22 protein-coding genes are annotated in these 19,831 nt (G+C 61.3%); 9 read left to right on the top strand and 13 right to left on the bottom strand.

Annotated elements, in window-relative coordinates:
• Positions 1 to 14: 14 nt before the first annotated feature.
• The 3 genes from IE095_RS15500 to IE095_RS15490 all read left to right on the top strand — a co-directional run bounded on the left by IE095_RS15500 (position 15) and on the right by IE095_RS15490 (position 4,768).
• Complete coding sequence (locus IE095_RS15500) at positions 15 to 1,538, top strand: SARP family transcriptional regulator (protein WP_189412715.1); 1,524 nt, start codon at positions 15 to 17, stop codon at positions 1,536 to 1,538.
• Between the two features lie 265 nt (positions 1,539 to 1,803).
• Positions 1,804 to 3,768 (top strand): S8 family peptidase, encoded by a 1,965-nt coding sequence (locus IE095_RS15495; protein ID WP_189412713.1) that lies wholly within the window; start codon positions 1,804 to 1,806, stop codon positions 3,766 to 3,768.
• A 64-nt stretch (positions 3,769 to 3,832) separates the two neighbouring features.
• The gene (locus tag IE095_RS15490) at positions 3,833 to 4,768 is read left to right on the top strand and encodes an MvdC/MvdD family ATP grasp protein (protein ID WP_189412711.1); all 936 of its coding nucleotides are present in this window, start codon (positions 3,833 to 3,835) and stop codon (positions 4,766 to 4,768) included.
• Positions 4,769 to 4,804: 36 nt separating this feature from the next.
• Here IE095_RS15490 and IE095_RS15485 read toward each other — a convergent pair whose 3' ends face one another.
• The 4 genes from IE095_RS15485 to pnp all read right to left on the bottom strand — a co-directional run bounded on the left by IE095_RS15485 (position 4,805) and on the right by pnp (position 9,164).
• Positions 4,805 to 5,032, bottom strand: coding sequence for a DUF6525 family protein (locus tag IE095_RS15485; RefSeq protein WP_189412708.1), 228 nt, complete (start codon positions 5,030 to 5,032; stop codon positions 4,805 to 4,807).
• Positions 5,029 to 6,225, bottom strand: a complete 1,197-nt coding sequence (locus IE095_RS15480; RefSeq protein WP_189412706.1) for a GTP-binding protein — start codon at positions 6,223 to 6,225, stop codon at positions 5,029 to 5,031. The genes IE095_RS15485 and IE095_RS15480 overlap by 4 nt, the downstream gene beginning before the upstream one ends.
• 66 nt (positions 6,226 to 6,291) lie before the next feature.
• Positions 6,292 to 6,882 carry a L,D-transpeptidase gene (locus IE095_RS15475; RefSeq protein WP_189412704.1) on the bottom strand — a complete coding sequence of 197 codons (591 nt, stop codon included), beginning with the start codon at positions 6,880 to 6,882 and terminating at the stop codon, positions 6,292 to 6,294.
• A gap of 140 nt (positions 6,883 to 7,022) precedes the next feature.
• Positions 7,023 to 9,164 (bottom strand): polyribonucleotide nucleotidyltransferase, encoded by a 2,142-nt coding sequence (gene pnp / locus IE095_RS15470; protein WP_189412702.1) that lies wholly within the window; start codon positions 9,162 to 9,164, stop codon positions 7,023 to 7,025.
• Between the two features lie 268 nt (positions 9,165 to 9,432).
• On the opposite strand from pnp, the gene IE095_RS15465 reads away from it, so the two are divergent.
• The 3 genes from IE095_RS15465 (at position 9,433) to IE095_RS15455 (ending at position 10,974) form a co-directional block, all read left to right on the top strand.
• The gene (locus tag IE095_RS15465; protein ID WP_189412701.1) at positions 9,433 to 10,083 is read left to right on the top strand and encodes a hypothetical protein; all 651 of its coding nucleotides are present in this window, start codon (positions 9,433 to 9,435) and stop codon (positions 10,081 to 10,083) included.
• Between the two features lie 133 nt (positions 10,084 to 10,216).
• Complete coding sequence (locus IE095_RS15460) at positions 10,217 to 10,459, top strand: type II toxin-antitoxin system ParD family antitoxin (RefSeq protein WP_189412699.1); 243 nt, start codon at positions 10,217 to 10,219, stop codon at positions 10,457 to 10,459.
• Positions 10,460 to 10,533: 74 nt separating this feature from the next.
• On the top strand, positions 10,534 to 10,974 hold the full coding sequence (locus IE095_RS15455; RefSeq protein ID WP_189412697.1) for a DUF7832 domain-containing protein: 441 nt from the start codon (positions 10,534 to 10,536) through the stop codon (positions 10,972 to 10,974).
• 68 nt (positions 10,975 to 11,042) lie between these two features.
• On the opposite strand, the gene rpsO is transcribed toward IE095_RS15455, so the two are convergent.
• On the bottom strand, positions 11,043 to 11,312 hold the full coding sequence (rpsO, locus tag IE095_RS15450) for a 30S ribosomal protein S15 (protein ID WP_189412696.1): 270 nt from the start codon (positions 11,310 to 11,312) through the stop codon (positions 11,043 to 11,045).
• 213 nt (positions 11,313 to 11,525) lie between these two features.
• Between rpsO and IE095_RS18650 the strand changes: the two genes are divergently transcribed.
• Positions 11,526 to 12,563 carry a calcium-binding protein gene (locus IE095_RS18650; RefSeq protein ID WP_189412690.1) on the top strand — a complete coding sequence of 346 codons (1,038 nt, stop codon included), beginning with the start codon at positions 11,526 to 11,528 and terminating at the stop codon, positions 12,561 to 12,563.
• A 61-nt stretch (positions 12,564 to 12,624) separates the two neighbouring features.
• Here the strand turns inward: IE095_RS18650 and IE095_RS15440 are convergent, their stop codons facing one another.
• From IE095_RS15440 to IE095_RS15430, 3 genes are all read right to left on the bottom strand, one after another.
• Positions 12,625 to 13,182, bottom strand: a complete 558-nt coding sequence (locus IE095_RS15440) for a hypothetical protein (RefSeq protein ID WP_229804841.1) — start codon at positions 13,180 to 13,182, stop codon at positions 12,625 to 12,627.
• The gene (pheS, locus tag IE095_RS15435) at positions 13,182 to 14,255 is read right to left on the bottom strand and encodes a phenylalanine--tRNA ligase subunit alpha (RefSeq protein ID WP_444543287.1); all 1,074 of its coding nucleotides are present in this window, start codon (positions 14,253 to 14,255) and stop codon (positions 13,182 to 13,184) included. The genes IE095_RS15440 and pheS overlap by 1 nt, the downstream gene beginning before the upstream one ends.
• 67 nt (positions 14,256 to 14,322) lie before the next feature.
• Positions 14,323 to 14,748 (bottom strand): VOC family protein, encoded by a 426-nt coding sequence (locus tag IE095_RS15430; RefSeq protein ID WP_189412684.1) that lies wholly within the window; start codon positions 14,746 to 14,748, stop codon positions 14,323 to 14,325.
• A gap of 62 nt (positions 14,749 to 14,810) precedes the next feature.
• Between IE095_RS15430 and IE095_RS15425 the strand changes: the two genes are divergently transcribed.
• Positions 14,811 to 15,386 (top strand): TetR/AcrR family transcriptional regulator, encoded by a 576-nt coding sequence (locus tag IE095_RS15425; RefSeq protein ID WP_189412683.1) that lies wholly within the window; start codon positions 14,811 to 14,813, stop codon positions 15,384 to 15,386.
• Here IE095_RS15425 and IE095_RS15420 read toward each other — a convergent pair.
• The 5 genes from IE095_RS15420 to pyk form a co-directional block, all read right to left on the bottom strand.
• Entirely contained in the window at positions 15,341 to 16,339 is a 999-nt protein-coding gene (locus tag IE095_RS15420) for a radical SAM/SPASM domain-containing protein (protein ID WP_189412681.1), read from the bottom strand. The two genes, IE095_RS15425 and IE095_RS15420, sit on opposite strands and share 46 nt — an antisense overlap.
• A gap of 121 nt (positions 16,340 to 16,460) precedes the next feature.
• Positions 16,461 to 16,823 (bottom strand): 50S ribosomal protein L20, encoded by a 363-nt coding sequence (gene rplT / locus IE095_RS15415; protein ID WP_189412679.1) that lies wholly within the window; start codon positions 16,821 to 16,823, stop codon positions 16,461 to 16,463.
• Positions 16,824 to 16,835: 12 nt separating this feature from the next.
• Positions 16,836 to 17,036: a 50S ribosomal protein L35 gene (rpmI, locus tag IE095_RS15410; protein ID WP_189412677.1), complete on the bottom strand. Its 201-nt coding sequence runs from the start codon at positions 17,034 to 17,036 to the stop codon at positions 16,836 to 16,838.
• A gap of 112 nt (positions 17,037 to 17,148) precedes the next feature.
• Positions 17,149 to 17,400, bottom strand: coding sequence for a hypothetical protein (locus IE095_RS15405; RefSeq protein WP_189412675.1), 252 nt, complete (start codon positions 17,398 to 17,400; stop codon positions 17,149 to 17,151).
• A 15-nt stretch (positions 17,401 to 17,415) separates the two neighbouring features.
• Positions 17,416 to 18,861: a pyruvate kinase gene (gene pyk / locus IE095_RS15400; RefSeq protein WP_189412673.1), complete on the bottom strand. Its 1,446-nt coding sequence runs from the start codon at positions 18,859 to 18,861 to the stop codon at positions 17,416 to 17,418.
• Between the two features lie 199 nt (positions 18,862 to 19,060).
• Between pyk and IE095_RS15395 the strand changes: the two genes are divergently transcribed.
• The gene (locus IE095_RS15395) at positions 19,061 to 19,777 is read left to right on the top strand and encodes an N-formylglutamate amidohydrolase (protein WP_189412672.1); all 717 of its coding nucleotides are present in this window, start codon (positions 19,061 to 19,063) and stop codon (positions 19,775 to 19,777) included.
• Positions 19,778 to 19,831 lie beyond the last annotated feature (54 nt).

Genomic DNA, 19,831 nt, shown 5'->3' with positions numbered 1-19,831 from the left:
ATCCGGGATCGTCGATGAGCCTTGTTCTACGCCTGATCGGCCCCATCCGCCTGATGGCTGGGGGGGACCAAGACATCACCCCGCGCGGGGCCAAGGCGCGGGCGGTGCTGGTGCTTTTGGCGATGGCGCCGGGCCGGCGCATGGCGCGGGTGGCCTTGCAGGACAAGCTTTACAGCGAAAGCCCCGGTGAACAGGGGGCGGCGGCGCTGCGGCAATTGTTGCGCGATCTGCGACTGGCCTTGGCGGGCCATGCGGGGGTTCTGGAAAGCGGGCCGGGCTGGCTGGCGCTTTCGGGGGCGGTGCAGGTTGATCTTTCGCCGGGTGCAAGTGCGGGGCGGCCTGCGGAATTTGCCGAAGGGCTGGATGTGGCGGACCCCGAATTTGACGACTGGCTGCGCGATCTGCGCCTGTCGCTGGAGGATGCGGGTCCGGCGCCGCCCTCGCCTCGCCTGCCGGTTCTGGCGGTGTTTGAGCCGGAAGGGGCGGATGATCAGGCGCGGCTTTTGGGGGCGATGCTGGTGCATGAGGCCAGCGCCAAGGCGGCGGAACTGATCCCGTCGGATATGATCCCCGGCGCGATGTTGCAGGGGCGGCCTCGGGGGCAGTCGGTGCATGCGATCTGTCTGGGGTCGGGCGATCAGGCGATCATCATGGTGATGCTGCGCGATCTGGCAACGGGTCAGCAAATCATGACGCAGCGCCATGCGCTGCCGCGCAAGGGTTCGGGGCCTGCCCTGCGGCAGGCCTTGGCGACGCTGACCTACGCCATCGTGCAGGCGGCTTTGCGCTTTGCCGCACCGGATCAGCCGATCTTTCCGCTGGCGGACCTGTTCAGCTTTACCCGCCAGCGGTTGATCCGGGCGGATGAGCGGCTGGAGCGCGCGCCCGAGATTGGCGAGGGGGCGCTGGGCCTGTCGATGCGAGCCTATCTGCGCTACACGCTGATCTTGGAACGGCAGACGCATGACCCCGAGGCGCGTTTGGCCGAGGCCGAGGGGTTCCTCCATCGGGCGCGGGCCTTGGCCCCCGGCGATGCGACGGTCCTGTCCTTGTCGGCGCTGCTGCGGTCGTGGAAACGCGATGTGGCGGGGGCGCTGGATCTGTCCCGGCTGGCCCTGCGGCTGTGCCCGGACAGCGATCTGGCGCGGCATGTTTTGTCACAGGCGCTGACCGATGCCGGGCGCGACCGCGAGGCTTTGGCGATGGCGTTGAGGGCGGGCACCGGGCCGATGGCGCTGATCGGGCAGGCGACCTGGCTTTTGCGGCGGATGGTCAGCCAGATGCGGCTGGGCCAGTTGGATCACGCCGAGGAATCGGCGGCGGCGGCGCTGGCCCATGCACCAGACAACCGCCCCTCCTTGCGGTTTCTGGCCGCCCTGCGCTATCGGCGTGGGGATGAGGCGGGGACAGTCGATGCGCTGTCGCGCCTGCGGGCGTTGGAGCCGGACTTTACGCTCGACCTGATGGCCAGCCCGGACTATCCGGTCACGACCCTGCGGCGGATGGGGCTGCTGGATGTAACCCGTTCAGGGCTTTAGGCGGCAATTCGTGTGGTGAAGCCAATTTTCTGTTCCGCCCGGCTGGTCAGTAGCGTGACGTCATTCGGGGTTGCGCCATAAATCAAGGAGAGCAGACGTCGTTGCTCCCCCCCGCGGCGGACACGGCCCTCTCCGCCCAAGACGATCTATCCCCACCTCACGCCCTGCCTCACACACCACCTCACGCTGACCTCACGCGGCTTGGGTCAGAACTCCTTTGTGGATCGGATGGCTGATTCGATCCGGGCAGCAGAGGAGAGAGACCATGGCGAACAAATATGAAAACGCGCCGCGCGATCCAAAGGGCCGGATCAGCGTGCTGATGGAAATGCGGGCCGATCCCGGCCAGTCGGTCAGCCTGGGGCATGGCATGGCGGCGGGGCTCGCGGGTGGCTTGGAACTGGACGCCGAATTCGCGCCGGTGCCGATGTCGGGCGGGGGTGAGGGACTGTCGGGCGCACCCGCCAGTTTCATCCTGCGCGGGACAGTGGCGAATGAGGAAGACCTGCGGCGGCTGGAGGCTGACCCCAAGGTTCTGCGCGTCTGGAAAGACACGCCGATTGAGCCTTTTGCGAAAAAGCCTGCCAAAGCGGACAATGGGGCGATGTCGCCCAAGCCTGCGCTGGAAGACAGCGGCGCGATGGCGGCCTGCCCGATTGGCACCTGCGATTGCAACCCGAACCTGTCGCGCGGCACGATGGCCGATGTGGCGCGTTATCTGGGGGTCGATCAGATCTGGGCGGCGGGATTCCGTGGCGCAGGTATGGTGGTCGGCGTTTTGGACAGCGGCATCACCGCCCAAGGCCGCCCGGTCAAAGCGGGCGAAACCACCGACCGTATCGCACGGGTCATCGGCGGCTGGCCGGTGGCCGATTGGGGCACGGAATCGGGCCGCTGGGGCAACCACGGCAATATGTGCGCCACCGATGTTCTGGGCATGGCCCCCGAGGCGCAACTTCTGGACCTGCGGATTGCGGGGCCGGGGGGATCGCCCTCGACCATCTCGCGTGCGTTGCAGGCGTTTCAGTTTGCGATTGACCGGTTCCGGGTGAATGGCACGCCGCAGGTTCTGACCAATTCCTGGGGGATTTTTCAGGAAAGCTGGGATGCCAGCTATGCCCGCGACCCGAACCATCCGTTCACGCGCAAAGTGGTCGAGGCGGTGGATCTGGGGATCATCGTCCTGTTCGCGGCGGGCAACTGCGGCGACACCTGCCCCGATGGGCGCTGTGGGCCCGATGTGGGCACTGGGCGTTCCATCTGGGGGGCGAATGGCCATGAAAAGGTGATGACGGTGGGGGCCGTGAATATCCACGAACAATTCGTGGGCTATTCCAGCCGGGGGCCCGCGGCCCTGTCGCCGAACAAGCCGGATTTCTGTTCGGTCACGCATTTCCGGGGCTATTTCGATCCCGACAGCGGAACCTCGGCGGCGACGCCGATCCTCGCAGGGGTTTGCGCGCTGCTGAAACAAGCGAAACCCGCGCGCACGCCGGGGCAGATGAAGGCCGATCTGATTGCCAGCTGCAAGGACATCGGGGCCGCTGGGTTCGATGTGCATTCGGGCCATGGCATCGTGCGGGCGAAAGGGGCTTATGACCGGATGATGCGGCCGATCAAGCCGCCGATCTTTGACACGACGCCGGTGCGCGATCTGGTGCAGACGCGCCCCTGGCTGGATGATCCGCGGACCGTGGTGGCGCTGGATGATCCGCGGACCGTGGTGGCCTTGGACGATCCGCGCACGCCCATTGCGCTGGATGTGGTGCAGACGCGCCCCGTGCTGGATCAGATGGGCACGCGGGTGGTGCTGGATCAGGGTGGCACGCCGGTGGTGGTCGATCAGCTGGGCACACCGATCATCGCCGACACGGCGGGCACGCCTGTTGTGCTGGACCGGGGCGGCACCCCCATTGTGCTAGACAATCCCGGCACCCCGCCGGGGATTGATCAGGGCGGCACGCCAATTTCCGAAGGCATCGACTGGCCCCCGCGCGAATGGCGGCCCGAGCTGCCGGGGCAGGGGGAACAGCCCTTTGTGCTGTCCACCGGGCATTACGCCCCTGATTGGCGGACCTTTGACGACATGGTGGGGGGGCAGACCCCGGCCATGGATCCGCTCAATGAACTGGTTTCCCGCATTGATGCCGCGCAGGCCGTGCTGGACCATCTTGTCGCGCAATATCAGGCTTTGGCGGGGCAAGACCCCGGCCATTTCTCCCGGGCCTGAGGCGTGACGTGCGGGCGGTGGTCTGTCCCCTTGGCCACCGCCTGCCTTTGTTGTGGAGGTTTCGATGATCCTGATCCTGTCGCATCCCGATGATATCCATGCCCGCGCCGTCGCCAGCCATCTGGTGACGGGCGGCATTGCCTTTGAAATTCTGGACCTGTCGCAATTTCCCCATGCGGCGCAATTGGTCATGGCCTATGGTCCCAAGGGCACGGGCCTGCACTGGCAGGCGGGCGGGCAAAGGATTGATCTGGGGCGGGTGCGGGCCGCTTGGTGGCGCAGGCCGCAGCCGTTTCAGTTTGAACAGGGGCTGCAATCGGCCGATTTCGCGCGGTCGGAATGTGATGAGGTCTTTGCCGGGCTCTGGCAGGCGATCCCGGCGCAATGGATGAACCCGCCGGTGCAGGATCTGGCAGGCAGCCGGAAAAGCTGGCAACTGGCCTTGGCGAATGATCTGGGGCTGGCCCCGCCCGAAACCCTGTTGACCAACAGCCCCGATCAGGCGCGGGATTTTGTCACGCGGGTGGGGGATGTGATCTATAAACCCTTTGCCGCGAGCCTGCGGTATTGGCGGGAAACGCGGCGCTTTGGGGCGGCGGAAATGCAGAACATCGACCAATTGCGCCATGCGCCGACGATTTTGCAGGAACGCATTGCGGGGCAGGACATCCGGGTGACGGTGGTGGGCGACCGCATTTTCGCCGCCGAGATTGACGCGAGCCAAGGCAACTACGCCGATGATTTTCGGATGAATCAGGATGTGCGGATCAGCGCGATTGATCTGCCGACCGGCTTGCAGGATGCGATCAGGGCGCTGATGGGGCGGATGGGGCTGGTCTATGGCGCGCTGGATTTCCGGCGGGATCAGGTGACGGGCGAATACCGGTTTCTAGAGATCAACCCGGCGGGGCAGTGGTTGTTTGTCGAGGAACAGACGGGCCAACCCATCGCGCGGGCCGTGGCGGATCAATTGATGAAAATGGCGCGCAGCCGGTCCTAAAGCCGAAAAGGCACAGGGCCAGGGGGCAAAGGGCCGCTAGGCCCGCCGCAAAGTCTCGGCTTCGGCCCGCGCCAATCGGGCCAAGGCCGTCGCCTCGCAGCCGGTTTCCCCCAGCGCCCTGTCCCAGATCCGTTGCGCCGAACCCGCACTCCACGGCAAGGCCGCCTCATGCAGCCAACGCCGCAATGCGGGCGGCAGCCGGTCAAACTCCGCCATCGGGTCCACGCGCCGCCAGCGGGCCTTGGAACTGCGCAGGTTCTTCATGCCACCCGCCGCCATGACGGGAACGGGTCTGCCAGATCGGCCCACTGCCCCGGCACAAAATCCGCCTCGGGCAACAGCGCCGCATCCAGCGCCGCGATCAGCCCCGCCTGATCCATCCCCACCCCGATGAACACAATCTCTTGCCGACGGTCGCCCCAAGGCTCCACCCATTTCCCCGCCATTTCGGCCAAGGCTTCCGGCTGCGATGGCCATCTTTCGCGCGGCACACTCGCCCACCAACCGCCCAGGGGCGTCACCGAAGACACCGCCCCCGCCAGCGAAAATTCCGCCACCCAGTTTGGCCGTGTCGCCAGCCAGAAATGCCCCTTCGCCCGGATCACCCCCGGTAAATCCCCGTTCAAAAGCGCGTGGACCTTTGCCGGATCAAACGGCCGCCGCGCCCGATAGACGAACGAAGAAATCCCATATTCCTCGGTTTCCGGCACATGGTCGGCAAAGCCATACAATTCCTTTGCCCACATCGGGTTCAAATGCGCCCGGTCAAAATCGAATAGCCCCGTATCCAGAATCTCCCCCGCATTGACCCGCGCCTGATCCGTCTCAATCAACCGCGCCTCGGGGTTCAGCGCCTTGATGATCTGCCGCGCCGCCATCGCCTTCTCCGGCCCCGCATCGCCGATCTTGTTCAGCACCACCACATCCGCGAACTCGATCTGTTCCGTCAGCAGATTGACCAAGGTTCGCTGATCATTCTCCAGCGCCTCGCCCCTGTCGGCCAGAAAGTCATGGCTCGAAAAATCCCGCAGCAGGTTGATCGCATCCACCACCGTCACCATCGTATCCAGCCGCGCCACATCCGACAGGCTCGCCCCGTCTTCGTCTCGGAAATCAAAGGTCGCTGCCACCGGCAAGGGCTCGGCAATCCCCGTCGATTCGATCAGCAGATAGTCAAACCGCCCTTCCCCCGCCAAACCCCGCACCTGCTCCAGCAAATCCTCCCGCAGGGTGCAGCAGATGCAGCCATTCGTCATTTCGACCAGCTTTTCCTCCGAACGCGAAAGGCTTGTCCCCTCTCGCACCAGATCGGCATCGATGTTCACCTCGCTCATATCGTTCACGATCACCGCCACCCGGCGACCATCCCGATTGTTCAGCACATGGTTCAAAAGCGTGGTCTTTCCCGCCCCCAGAAAGCCGGAAAGGACGGTGACAGGCAGGCGAGGATCATGCATTCGGGCTTCCCTTGGCTATGTGCCAAGGGGGTTTATATGTTACGATATAACATTGCAAGTAGCTTGCTAAATCTCGTCCGGCGTAAAGTCGAACAAAGTCACCCGTGTGCCCATCGGCACGAAGGAATACAGTTCCTCGACATGCGCATTCACCATCCGCACGCAGCCCGCCGAAACCCGGCTGCCGATGGTGTCCGGCGCATTCGTCCCGTGAATCCGCAACCGGCTGTCGCCCCCGCCGCTGTAAAGATACAGCGCCCGACTGCCCAACGGGTTGCCCGGCGCACCGCCCGCAATGCCCCGCCGATAGGGTGCGTAAAGTTCAGGATGCCGCCGGATCATGTTGGCGGTCGGCGTCCAAGACGGGTTTTCCCGCTTGTCTCCCACCCGGAACACGCCGGGCCGATATTCCCCATCACGCGCAATCCCGATGTAGTATTTCCGCGCCTTGCGCCCCGGCAGGGTCCAGAACAGCGCATAGATGTTCGGATCAACGAGAATCTCATTTGCAGGCCATTCGTCCCGCAGCTTTACCGTCCGCGGCTCAATATTCTTGGGAATCTTGAAATCCTGCCCAAAGGCCGGCATCGCCGTCACAACCCCCGCCGCCCCCAAAGCCGCCAGAAAAGCCCGGCGCGAAAACTGATGATCCAACATACGACATCCCCCATGCATCGGGCGTAGAACATTCCCACTGTGCCAAAGGTTCCCGGCGGGGCCAATCACCTTTTGGCGAGGCGAAACAAAGAAAGCCCCGGCGTTTCCACCGGGGCTTTGTCATTCCGTCAAAAGAACCCTCAGCCCTCGGCCGATTCTTCTTTCTTCTCAACGATCTCCAGGCCGGTTTCCTGATCGACCATCCGCATCCCCAAGCGAACCTTGCCGCGCTCGTCAAAGCCCAGAAGTTTCACTTTCACTTCCTGGCCTTCCTTCAGCAGCTCGTTCGGGTGGTTCAGCCGCTTGTTCGCGATTTGCGACACATGCACCAGACCGTCCCGCTTGCCGAAGAAGTTCACGAAAGCCCCGAAATCGACCAGCTTCACCACTTTCCCGGTGTAGATCTGCCCTTCTTCCGGCTCGGCCACGATCGACCAAATCATGTCATAGGCCTTCTTGATCGCCGCCGCATCGTTCGACGCAATCTTGATCTGCCCATCATCATTGATGTCGACCTTCGCACCCGACACTTCCACGATCTCGCGGATCACTTTCCCGCCCGAGCCGATCACTTCCCGGATTTTATCCGTCGGGATCTGCATCGTTTCGATCTTCGGCGCGTATTCACTGAACCCTTGCGGGGCCGACAGTGCCTTGTTCATTTCGCCCAAGATATGCAGACGCCCATCCTTGGCCTGTGCCAGCGCCTGTTCCATGATTTCCGGGGTGATCCCGGCAATCTTGATGTCCATTTGCAGGCTGGTGATGCCGTTGGCCGTCCCGGCGACTTTAAAGTCCATGTCGCCCAGGTGATCTTCATCGCCCAGAATGTCGGTCAGAACCGCCCAGCGACCATCGTCCTCCAAGATCAGACCCATCGCCACACCGGCCACCGGCGCTTTCAACGGCACACCCGCATCCATCATCGACAGCGACCCGCCGCAGACCGAAGCCATCGACGACGACCCGTTCGATTCGGTGATCTCGCTCACCACCCGGATGGTATAGGGGAAGTCGGTCGGTGCCGGCAGAACCGCCTGCAACGCCCGCCATGCGAGTTTCCCGTGGCCGATTTCCCGACGCCCCGGCGAACCCACGCGGCCCACTTCGCCCACCGAATAGGGCGGGAAGTTGTAGTGCAGCAGGAAATTCGAACGATAGTTGCCGTTCAGCGCGTCGATGATCTGCTCATCTTCGCCCGTCCCCAGCGTCGTCACCACCAGCCCTTGGGTTTCCCCACGGGTGAACAGCGCCGAACCATGGGCCCGCGGCAGCACGCCGGTTTCGCCCACAATCGGACGCACCGTTTTCGTGTCGCGCCCGTCGATCCGTGCGCCACCATTGATGATGTCGCCCCGCAGAACCGAGGCTTCCAACTGCTTGATCGCCGGATACAGGTTCGCATCCGCCTGATCTTCTTCGCTCATCGCCGCCTTGATCGCGTCGACAGCCGCTTCAATCGCGGTCGTCCGTTCCTGCTTGTCACGGATCGCAAAGGCCGCGCGCATCTGCGCCTCACCGGCCGCTTTCACCTTGGCAAACAGCGCCGAGAAATCGGGTGGGCTGAAATCGAACGGCTCTTTCGCGCTGTGTTCGGCAAAGTCGATGATCAGGTCGATCACCGGCTGCATCTGCGCATGGCCGAATTTCACAGCGCCCAGCATTTCGGCCTCGGTCAGCTCATAGGCTTCCGATTCCACCATCATCACGGCGTCTTTCGTGCCCGCAATGACCAGATCCAGACGCTGTTCCGGGTTCATCCGCAGTTGCGTCATGTCGTCCATCGACGGGTTCAGCAGGTATTCCCCGTTCTTGAACCCCACGCGCGCCGCGCCAATCGGCCCCATGAAGGGCACGCCCGACACGGTCAAAGCGGCCGAAACCGCGATCATCGCCACGATATCCGGGTCATTCACCAGATCGCAGGACAGAACCGTCGCCATCACCAGCACTTCGTTGCGGAAGCCTTCGACGAACAGCGGGCGGCAGGGCCGGTCAATCAGACGGCTCGTCAGCGTTTCTTTTTCGCTCGGCCGAGCCTCGCGTTTGAAAAAGCCGCCCGGAATTTTCCCAGCGGCATAGTATTTCTCTTGATAGTGCACGGTCAGCGGGAAAAAGTCCTGACCCGGCTTTGCGGCTTTCGCAAAGGTCACGTTGGCCATGACCGAGGTTTCCCCCAGCGTTGCGATCACCGAACCATCGGCCTGACGCGCAACTTTACCCGTTTCCAGCGTCAGCGTTTCATCGCCCCACTGGATGGATTTCTTCGTCACATTGAACATAAATCATTTCCTCTAGGGCCGGTCCCCTGACCGTTGCCCCAAACATCTGGCGGCCCCATTGCCGCCGCCCCCAATCCTGATGCACGGGCCCGAGGGTAGGGCCTCACGTCGCAGATGGCGGGGGCCATACAGGAAAAAGGGGCGTTTGGGAAGGGGGCCGAGGATCGCAGTTGCCGCGAGACATGCGCATCGATAGTCTCAACCACAGTTTGAGTGCTCGGAGATCAACATGCGTCACCTTCGAATTCTGTTGGCTATATTCTTGTCGTTGGCTCCGGCAGCACAGGCCGGCACACCTGTTGATGAGGAAGTGATTTGCCCGGTCGGGAAAAAGAAATTCACGATTACGGGAACAATGTCTTGTTCGGGCTCGGGAACAACGATGTCCCTGCGTCGGATCACAAGCTGCGACTTCGTGACGGAATTGCCAGTTTGCCCCGACAACGGATTGCCTGTGTACCGTGAATTCGACGCTGCCGAAATCAAACAGCTGAAAGCCTTTCTAAAGACTGACGCATATCAGACGCTCTTGTTGCAATCCGACTATTATCGGGCCTTTGCAATCGAACAGCAACTGAAGGGGGCAGGCACGTCTGAAACCTATTGGTTGCTTCAACGTGGCCTCTGGCATGACTATGACAAGATGGTTGTCGCCCCGGGCTTCTATGACCTTTTCCTGCAAGAAGCCACTTTGGAAAAAGATCGCATTTCGAAAGATGATAAACCTTACATGGTCGCCTCTGTGGCCTATCAGTTTGGGCTGGCCGGAAACAACACAATCGCGAAAGCATGGTTGAAAGAAGCCAAGTCGCTTTCCGATGGTTCAGACTTCATCGAGAAATATATCAAAGCTGTCTCAGGCTGCTTGGGCAAAATGTCGAAAGATCGCTGCCACCCCGAAGCCGAATTTACGCCCTGACGCCATTTCCCGTCTGTGCAGGTTTCGGCGGGATCAAGGCGCATTGTGAAGGTCACTCCGGCTCAAGTTTCGTCAAGTCGAACTGTCGCAGCGCATTCTTGACAAACTTTGCCATCCCCTCGATCCTTCCCGCATGGCAACCATAAACATTTCCCTCCCCGACCAGATGAAAGCCTGGGTCGAGGCGCAAACTCTTGACGGGCGCTACAGCAATGTCAGCGACTACATGCGCGACCTGATCCGCAAGGATCAGGAACGGCGGCAGGCTATCGCGGAAATTCAGGCGCTTGTCGACGAATCCATCGCCTCAGGCCCTGCCGAGCCTTTCGACATGCAGGACTTACGTGTAGAAAGGCATACAAAAGCGATCAAGTAGGCAGCTCATAGCTCTTCATGAAACACTGGATCGTTTCTTGTCGTAGGCCATAGGCAAAACAGCGGAGTGTTATTTTGAAGTATGATGACGCAAGTTGGCACTATGGCGGACAATTTCCAAAAGAATCCCCCATCGAATATGGCGGCACCCATATCGCGCTTTTCATGAAGTGGTGTTTCGCAAAGGGCTGGGCCGGAGAGTTCCATCTGGCAGAGCAGCCTGAAGACGTGCAGCGCGTGAACCAAGGCGAAATGTCTGCGACCGAATTCTTGTTCAAACATTGTGACGGAAAATTCGGCGACGAAGACTTAAACGAAGAAGGGAACCATTTCGCTTCTGAATATTACACGGACCATTATCTACAAGACTATTCGAACTTTGCTGCGGGCATGGCCTACACGCGCCCGGAAGCGGACCATGACTTTGCGAAACTAACGGCGATGATCGACCAAAAATTTGCTGCTTTTGCACGACAGAATGGCAATTCCTCCAAGCCTTTCTGGAAATTCTGGTAGGCCCCCCCCCAAACGCAAAACGCCCGCGCCTTCCGGCACGGGCGTTCCGCAATCCCAAAGGACAGCGCTTAGCGGCGCAGGCCCAGACGGCCGATCAGGGCGGTGTAACGGCCCTCATCCTTGCCCTTCAGATAGTCCAGCAGCTTGCGGCGCTGGGCGACCATCATCAGCAGGCCACGACGCGAATGGTTGTCTTTCTTGTGACCCTTGAAATGCTCGGTCAGGGTCGCAATCCGCGACGACAGGATCGCCACCTGAACTTCGGGCGAACCGGTGTCGCCTTCTTTCGTGGCATATTCCTTGATCAGGCGGGCTTTTTCTTCAACAGTGATCGACATCGGATTTCTCCTAGGTTGAATGTGACGGCACAAGCCGGGATGTCGTCCAGCAAGGCCCTTGACCGCCATGACAGCGGATGGCGGCCTATAGGGCAGAATCGGCCCAAAGGAAAGCCGGATTTCCATCGCGCATTTGAATCAAACGCGCCCCGGCTTAGCCTTTGCTAAGATTTGCCCGCCAAACTGCCCCAAAGACCAGCAAAGGGGTGGGTCATGTTCGGCATTCTGGGGCTTTTCGGTCTGGTCATGGGCGGCCTTCTGTTCGACGCCCTTCTGGGGCAGGAGGAGCCTGAGGATGAGGAGGACATTGAAGACACGCCTCATCCTGCCATGGCCGAACAACAAAATGGCGATCTTCTGGACGATCCAACCGACGATCTGGCCGCCAAGGGCGCCGAAACCCCCGCCGACGCGGAACGCCCCGACGCGGAACACCCCGACGCCGACCCCGATTCCAGCGACCGCCCGGTGATCCTGGAACCCGGCCAAACCCTACAAGGCAGCGCCCTCGACGACCTCCTGCAAGGCGGCGGCGGCAACGACCAACTGTCCGGCAACGAAGGCGATGATCAACTGCGCGGACAGGACGGCGACGACAGCATCACCGGCGACGACGGCAATGATCAACTCGATGGTGGCAACGGAAACGACCATATCGGTGGCGGCGCAGGCCAGGACAATCTGACCGGTGGCCAAGGCGACGACACCCTTTCAGGCGACACGGGCGACGACCGGCTTTCGGGCGCGGCTGGCCACGACCAACTGGACGGGGGCCAAGGCCATGACAGCCTAACGGGCGGCGAAGGCCACGACAGCCTGTGGGGCGACGCCGGCGAGGATGAGCTTCTGGGCGACAGCGGCGACGATTCCCTTTCCGGCGGCGCGGGCAACGACACTGTTGAGGGCGGCAGCGGCCATGACACGCTTTCCGGCGACGAAGGTGACGATTTCCTCAACGGCGGCATGGGCGACGATCTTCTGCTGCTCGGCCCGGGCGATTATGGCGACGGCGGCGAAGGCGGCGATACCTATATCCTCCACCCCGGCCCCACCGCCATCCATGTGCAAGACTATGACCCCACCGCCGACCAGATCGTCGTCCGCTACATCGGCGACCATCCCCCAGAACTGGGCCTTACCCATGATCAGGACACCGGCGATGCCAGCCTTTCGCTGAACGGCCAGCCCCTCGCCATCATCCACCGCGCCGCCGCCTTGGAGCTGTCCGATATCGAGTTGCGCCCGGTTTAGGTGTTTAAATTTTGACTATTTATAATTTCATAAAGCACCACCGAATGAAATCATGGAGAAATTAAAAAACAAGTGAAATAATAGCGTAAATAGTTCCAACCACGCCCGCAAAAAATAAGTAAATTGCGAAAGAATTGAACAATTTTCCAAATTGCCGTTGAGCAACAAATTCTACCTGTTTGCTCACGACATCAGCGCAGTTGACTGAAAGTATGTTGGGATTGGATGTGTCTATATCTACAGTATCAACAATGATCAGCTCGCCGGGCGCAAGAAAAGGGACAGATATAGAAAAATGATCCCCGATAACAAGAGAAGTTCTATGTTCCCTTGGTGGCCAAATATTGTAGCTTGTAGGGGGTGAACTAAAGAAAATCTCTATCGTGTTTGCGCCCTTCTTTCCCACATTTTGAACAAAGAATTTTTGCGTCGAAACATGAACGGGACTATCTTCATCAATATTGAAATTGTGATAATTTACACTTGTTCTTCCCCATATAATCTTTACTCTAGGCTTAAATAACCAGAATATCAATGCTGTCGCTAGCGATAAGATAATCGAATAAAGAAAGTTGTGAGCCGGACCAAGTAATTCCCACGCCTTATGAATTTCTTCCATCACCCCCGCAGCCCCCGCGCCAAATCCGGCATGTCCAGCGCCGCAAAGCCGTAATGCCGCAGCCAACGCAGATCTGCCTCAAAGAAGGCCCGCAGGTCGGGAATCCCGTATTTCAGCATCGCAATCCGGTCGATCCCCATGCCAAAGGCAAAGCCCTGCCATTCGTCCGGGTTCACCCCTGCCGCCGCCAGAACCTTCGGATGCACCATCCCCGACCCAAGGATTTCCATCCATTTGTCGCCTTGGCCCAGCTTGATCTGCCCGTTCTGCACCGAATAGCGGATGTCCACCTCGGCCGAGGGTTCCGTGAACGGGAAATGCGATGCCCGGAACCGCAGCTCCACCTCGTCCACCTCAAAGAACGCCCGGCAGAATTCCTCCAGGCACCATTTCAGGTTTGCCATCGTCACATTCCGGTCAATCGCCAGACCTTCGACCTGATGGAACATCGGCGTATGCGTCTGGTCCATATCCATCCGGTACACCCGCCCCGGTGCAATCACCCGGATCGGCGCCCCCTGCGCCTGCAACGCCCGGATCTGCACCGGGCTGGTATGCGTCCGCAGCACATGCGGCGGACGGTCGTCGCCTTCCGCCCGATGCATGAAAAACGTGTCATGCTCCTGCCGCGCCGGATGCTCCGGCGGAATGTTCAGCGCATCGAAATTGAACCAGTCGCTTTCGATCTGCGGCCCTTCGGCCACCGAAAACCCCATATCCGCAAAGATCGCCGTCAGCTCATCCATCACCTGAGAAACCGGATGGATCGTCCCCGCAGGCCTAGGCCGCCCCGGCAGCGTCACATCTAGCCATTCGCTTTTCAGCCGCGCGTCCAGCGCCGCATCCGCAAGCCCCGCCTTCCGCCCCCGCAGCGCCGCGTCAATCTCGTCCCGCAGCACGTTCAACGAGGCCCCTGCCGCCTTGCGCGCCTCAGGCTCCATCTTGCCCAGCCCGCCCATCAGCGCACTGATCTCGCCCTTTTTCCCTAGCGCCGACAGCCGTACCTCTTCCAAGGCCGCCTCGTCGCTCGCCCCCGCAATGGCAGCGATGAATTTGTTGCGCAGCGTGTCCAGCCCGTCCATTCCGGCCTCCGATGAAATCGCGTCGGTGCTAGCCGCGCGGGGGCCGGAATGCAAGCTGTCAGCTTGGCCGCGCACGTTCCACATACTGCGCGGCAAAATCCGCGTCTGGTGCAATCGGGCGGATCACGTCGATCAGCACCCCATTCGGATCGTTGGTGATGAAATGCCTTTGCCCAAAAGCCTCGTCCCGCAGCGTCAACAGGATCGGCAGCCCCGCGCCTTGCAGCCGCGCATATTCCGCGTCCACATCCTCCACCTCGAAATTCAGCAAAAGCCCCGCCACCCGCCCGCGCCCCACCACGGGAATCGTCGCATGATCCCCATCCAGAATCGCCAGATTGACCCCTGCATCCTGCTGGGATTGCAGATGCACATACCAATCCGCTGTGAACAGCGCCGCAAAGCCGAAATGCCGCATCCAGAAATCCGCTGTGCCCGGCACATCCTTTGTCATGATCACGGGATAGAAACTGCTTATCTGCATGGCTTTTCCTTTCCAGCAATAATTGATACACTGTGTATGTAAGTAACATACAGGCTGAATGTATGCAAGACGATTCGAGACGCTCCAACAAGGACCGCAGCGCCGCCATGCGGCAGGCGTTGATCAATGCCGGGCGGCATCTGTTCACCGAAAAAGGCTTTGCGGCCACCGGAACGCCCGACATCGTCGCGGCGGCTGGGGTGACGCGCGGCGCGCTTTACCACCATTTCGCCGACAAAGAGGCGCTGTTCGCCGCCACTGTCCGGGCCGAGGCCGAAGCCGTCGCCAAGGCGGTGCGCAGCGCCGAATTGCCTGCCGATCCACTACAGGCGCTTAAGGCCGGGGGGCAGGTCTGGCTAGACGCCATGCAGGCACCGGGGCGCGCAAGGTTGCTGCTGGTCGATGGCCCCGCAGTGCTGGGCCGTGCGGCGATGGATGCACTGGATGCCGAAACCGGCGGCCAGACGCTGGCCGAGGGGTTGGCCGCCCTGCGCCCCGATGAATCGGTCCGTGAACTGGCCGCGCTGTTGTCCGCCGCCTTTGACCGGGCGGCCTTGGCCATCGTCGCAGGCGAAAAGCCCGAACCTTGGCTTCATGCGCTGGAGGGGCTGATCGACAATCTGTCTGCGGCGGCCTGAGCGGCCTCCACCGGCTGCACATACTGCCGATAGGCCCGCAGCATCTGCCCCCGCCAATTCGGATGGTTCAGCAGCAAAGGCGCCGAACAGGTCGCGCAAGGCCCGGTCTTTTCCCGGTCATGGATCAGCCCCCGCCGCCAGGCCGCTGCCTTGGCCCCGAAAAAGATGTCAAAAATCGAACCCGCCTGCCCCAGATTGCCCACCACATGCTTGGCATGTTCCGGCCGGTCGCTGCGGATATGACAGCAGGGCACCACATTGCCGCTAAAGCCCATATGGAAATGCGAAAACACAAAGTTGCAGGGCTCGGTCCGCGGCTTTTCCGGCGAAAGGTCCGGCAGCAGCCCGCCCCGGTCATTGCCATGCTGCGTGAAATCAATCGCCCGCGTCTCGATTTCCATCCGCGGGTGGTCAAACCGCGCAATAATGATCTCACCCGCCCGCAGCGTCTTGAACCGCACCCGCAGGCCGGTGCGATGCGCCACCTCGGCAATTCGGTCCAGCACATAAACATCGGTGTAACGATCCCCCTGCTTCAGATGGATCGACACATGCATATAATCCAACCCCGCCTCGGCCAGTTCATCGACATAGGCAGGCGTCAGATAATCGCCATTGGTATAGATCATAATCCGTGCATGGGGCAGTGCCACCCGCGCCTCGGCGATCCTTTCCAGAATGGCCCGATCAAACAAAGGCTCGTTATAGCTGTTCAGGATGAAATTGTGCTTGAATCCCACCTCGGCCAGATCGCCCAGCAGCCGGTCATAAACCCCCTGCTTCATTCGCACATTCGACCCCAGACGGTCGCCCACCACATTCGGGCAATAATCGCAGCGCCGGTTGCAATAGGAATGCGTCTCCACCTCCACCCGCGTCACCGTATGCGCGAAAATCTCGCGCTGGCGGGCCTTGTCGGTCAGGGGCCGATACATTTCCGGGCCGATATACATGGCAAACCTGCTGGAACTGGAACACTTTGCCAGCTTTGCCCGGATCGCCTGTTCAGGCAAGCCGCCAAAAGCAAAAGGCCCCGCGTCGCCGCAGGGCCTTTTGTTTATCGTGATCGACAGATCAGGCCAAAGCGGCCCGTGCCTGCGAGGCGATGGCGTTGAACGCCTCCGGCTCATGCACGGCCAGATCGGCCAGAACCTTGCGGTCCACTTCGATCCCGGCTTTCGCCAGGCCGTTGATGAAACGCGAATAGGTCAGTTCAGCATCAAACAACCGCACCGCTGCGTTGATCCGCTGGATCCACAGGGCGCGGAAGTTGCGCTTGCGGGTCTTGCGGTCGCGGGTGGCGTATTGGTTGGCCTTGTCGACGGCCTGCGTGGCCGTGCGGAAGTTGCGCGAACGGGCGCTGTAATAGCCCGAAGCGGCCTTGATCACCTTGCGGTGACGAGCGTGCGTGACGACGCCGGATTTAACGCGGGACATAGGCTGCTCTCCTTACCGGTCGTAGGGCATGTATTTTTTGACGATTTTCGCGTCGCTATCGCTCAGGATCATGGTTCCCGCCGAATCGCGGACGAATTTCGCCGTGCGCTTGATCATGCCGTGGCGTTTGCCGGCGGGGCCAGCTTTCACCCGACCGGTGGCCGTGAAGCTGAAACGCTTCTTCGCCGCCGACTTGGTCTTCATCTTGGGCATTTCCATCTCCGTGGTTTGAAAGTGCGACTCGGCATGCCACGTCGGCCGGTCACACAGTTATCAGAAGCGTGCCCTATAGGCGGGCTTGGATTGGGACGCAAGGCCCCCTCGCCTAGAATATCTCGCCCAAGACCCGGAAAAAGACATTCGGCACATCATCCCAGGCGTAACCCTGCGGGCTTGTCCTTGCCGCGTAAAACGTCAGCCCCAGCCCCAGAATGATCAGAACCGCCCCCATCCGGGGCGGGTCCATCGACGAATAGGCCTGCAACAGCGAAGGGATCGACAGGACAATCAACAACAGTCCCGCCACCAGCAGATAATCGGCATTCACCTTGCGTTCCCCCAGCTTGGCCAGCGTCAACCGCTGGCGGCCAGCTTATTCAGGGTCGCCGCGCGAAATCAACCGTTCATCGCAGGGCGCCACACGCAGGATATTCGTCGTCCCCTGCACGTTGAATGGCACACCCGCCGTCAGCACGATCTGATCCGCCTCGCCCGCGAAACCCTCGGCCTTCGCCGCCCGCACCGCCGAAATCACCGCCCCCTTGAACCGCGTCTGCGGTTCCGAGATCACGCAATGGGTCCCCCAGGTCAGGCACATCCGCCGCGCGCTTTCCACCAGCGGCGTCAGCGCAATGATCGGCACCCGCGGCCGTTCCCGCGCCACCAAGCTGACGGTCGTGCCCGTCTGCGAGAAGCAGGCAATCGCCTTGATATCCGCCGTTTCCGCAATTTCCCGCGCTGCCACCACGATCCCGTCAGCCACCGTCTTGCGCGTCGCCGAACGGCTTGCCTCGATGATCTGCCGATAGGTCGCGTCGTTTTCCACGCTTTGCGCCACGTTGTGCATCGTCGTCACGGCTTCAATCGGATAGGCCCCCGCCGCCGATTCCGCCGACAGCATCACCGCATCCGCACCTTCATAGATCGCCGTCGCCACGTCCGACACTTCCGCCCGCGTCGGCACCGGGCTTTCGATCATCGATTCCAGCATCTGCGTCGCCACGATCACCGGTTTGGCCGCCGCCCGCGCCCCGCGCACCAATTGCTTCTGGATCGGCGGCACCGAATAGACCGGCAGTTCCACCCCCAGATCGCCCCGCGCCACCATGATCCCGTCGCTGACCGCCAGGATCGCGTCATAGGCCTTCACTGCCGCCGGCTTTTCGATCTTCGACAGAATAGCCGCCCGACCCTTGGCCAGTTCCCGCGCCTCAAGCACGTCCTCCGGCCGCTGCACGAAAGACAGTGCCAGCCAGTCCACGCCCAATTCGCAGACGAATTCCAGATCTTTCCGGTCCTTGTCCGACAGCGCCGCCAAGGGCAGCACCACATCCGGCACGTTCACGCCCTTGCGGTTCGAAATCGCCCCACCCACCGTCACCGTGCAATCGGCAAAATCCTTACCGCATTTTTCTACTTTCAGCCGGATCTTCCCGTCGTTCACCAGCAGCGAAGACCCCGGCTCCAGCGCGGCGAAAATTTCCGGATGCGGCAGTTGCACCCGGTTCACATCGCCCGGTGCCGCGTCCAGATCCATCCGGAAAGCCGCCCCTTCGACCAGCTCCACCGGCCCATCGGCAAAGGTGCCCACCCGCAGCTTTGGCCCTTGCAGGTCGGCCAGAATCGCGATCGGCCGCCCGGTTTCCTTTTCCACTTGGCGGATGATCTCGTGCCGCGCACGAATATCCTCATGCCCGCCATGGCTCATATTCAGGCGGAACACATCGGCCCCGGCCAGAAACAAGTCCCGGATCATGTCATAGCTGCTCGAAGCCGGGCCCAGCGTGGCCACGATTTTCACATTGCGAAGGCGTCTCATCGTTGCCTGTCCCTTCGGATTTCCAATTTGGCGCGCTTATGCCGGATAACCCATGCCGGGGCAACGGGGCGTATCTGATAGCGCAAACAAAAGACATTCTAGGCCCCGATCTGCCCAAAAGAAAGGCAAAACCCGGGCGGGGGCTTGGACAAGGCCCGGGCCGCTGGATAGAAGGCCATGAACAATGAAGGTTTGGTGAATGTCAGAGGCCTATCGTATCGAAGGCGCGGATCGTCCCGGCCCATGGCTGATCACCTGCGACCATGCCACCAACCGCGTCCCTGAATGGGTCAACGGCGGCGATCTTGGCATCGCGCCCGAAGACATGGCCCGCCACATCGCCTTTGATCCCGGTGCCGCTGGCGTCACCTTGGCCTTGGCCCAACACCTAGACTCACCCGCCATCCTGTCGGATTTTTCCCGCCTCGTCATCGACGCCAACCGGGCCGAGGATGATCCGACCCTTGTCATGCGCCTTTATGACGGCACCATCATCCCCGCCAACCGCCACATCACGCCCCAGCAGATCAAAGAACGACTGAACCGCCTCCACCGCCCCTATCACGCGGCACTGGAAGACATGGCCAAGGGCCGCACCATCGTCGCCATCCATTCCTTCACCCCCTGCCTGCGCGCCCGCGCCCCAAGGCCTTGGCACATCGGCATCCTGCATTCGCATCTGGACAGCGGCTTTTCCCGCGCCCTGATCGCGCGCCTGCGTCAGGAACCCGACCTCATCGTCGGCGACAACGAACCCTACAACGGCCACCTGCCCGGCGATTCTATCGACCGCCACGCCTTGGCCAAGGGCAGACAGAACACGCTGATCGAGCTGCGGAACGACCTGATCCAAACCGCCGAACAGCAAGCGGCATGGGCGGAACGGCTGGCGGGGATGCTGTCAGATATCGAGTAGCAACCGTGTTCAGATTGCGGTGGGGGTCCATTTTGATCCTCGTTTGAGGACTGT

Source organism: Neogemmobacter tilapiae, from assembly GCF_014652215.1.
GTDB lineage: Bacteria > Pseudomonadota > Alphaproteobacteria > Rhodobacterales > Rhodobacteraceae > Neogemmobacter > Neogemmobacter tilapiae.
Note: the sequence above shows the minus strand (reverse complement) of the source record. Positions and strands in the feature narration are given on the sequence as shown.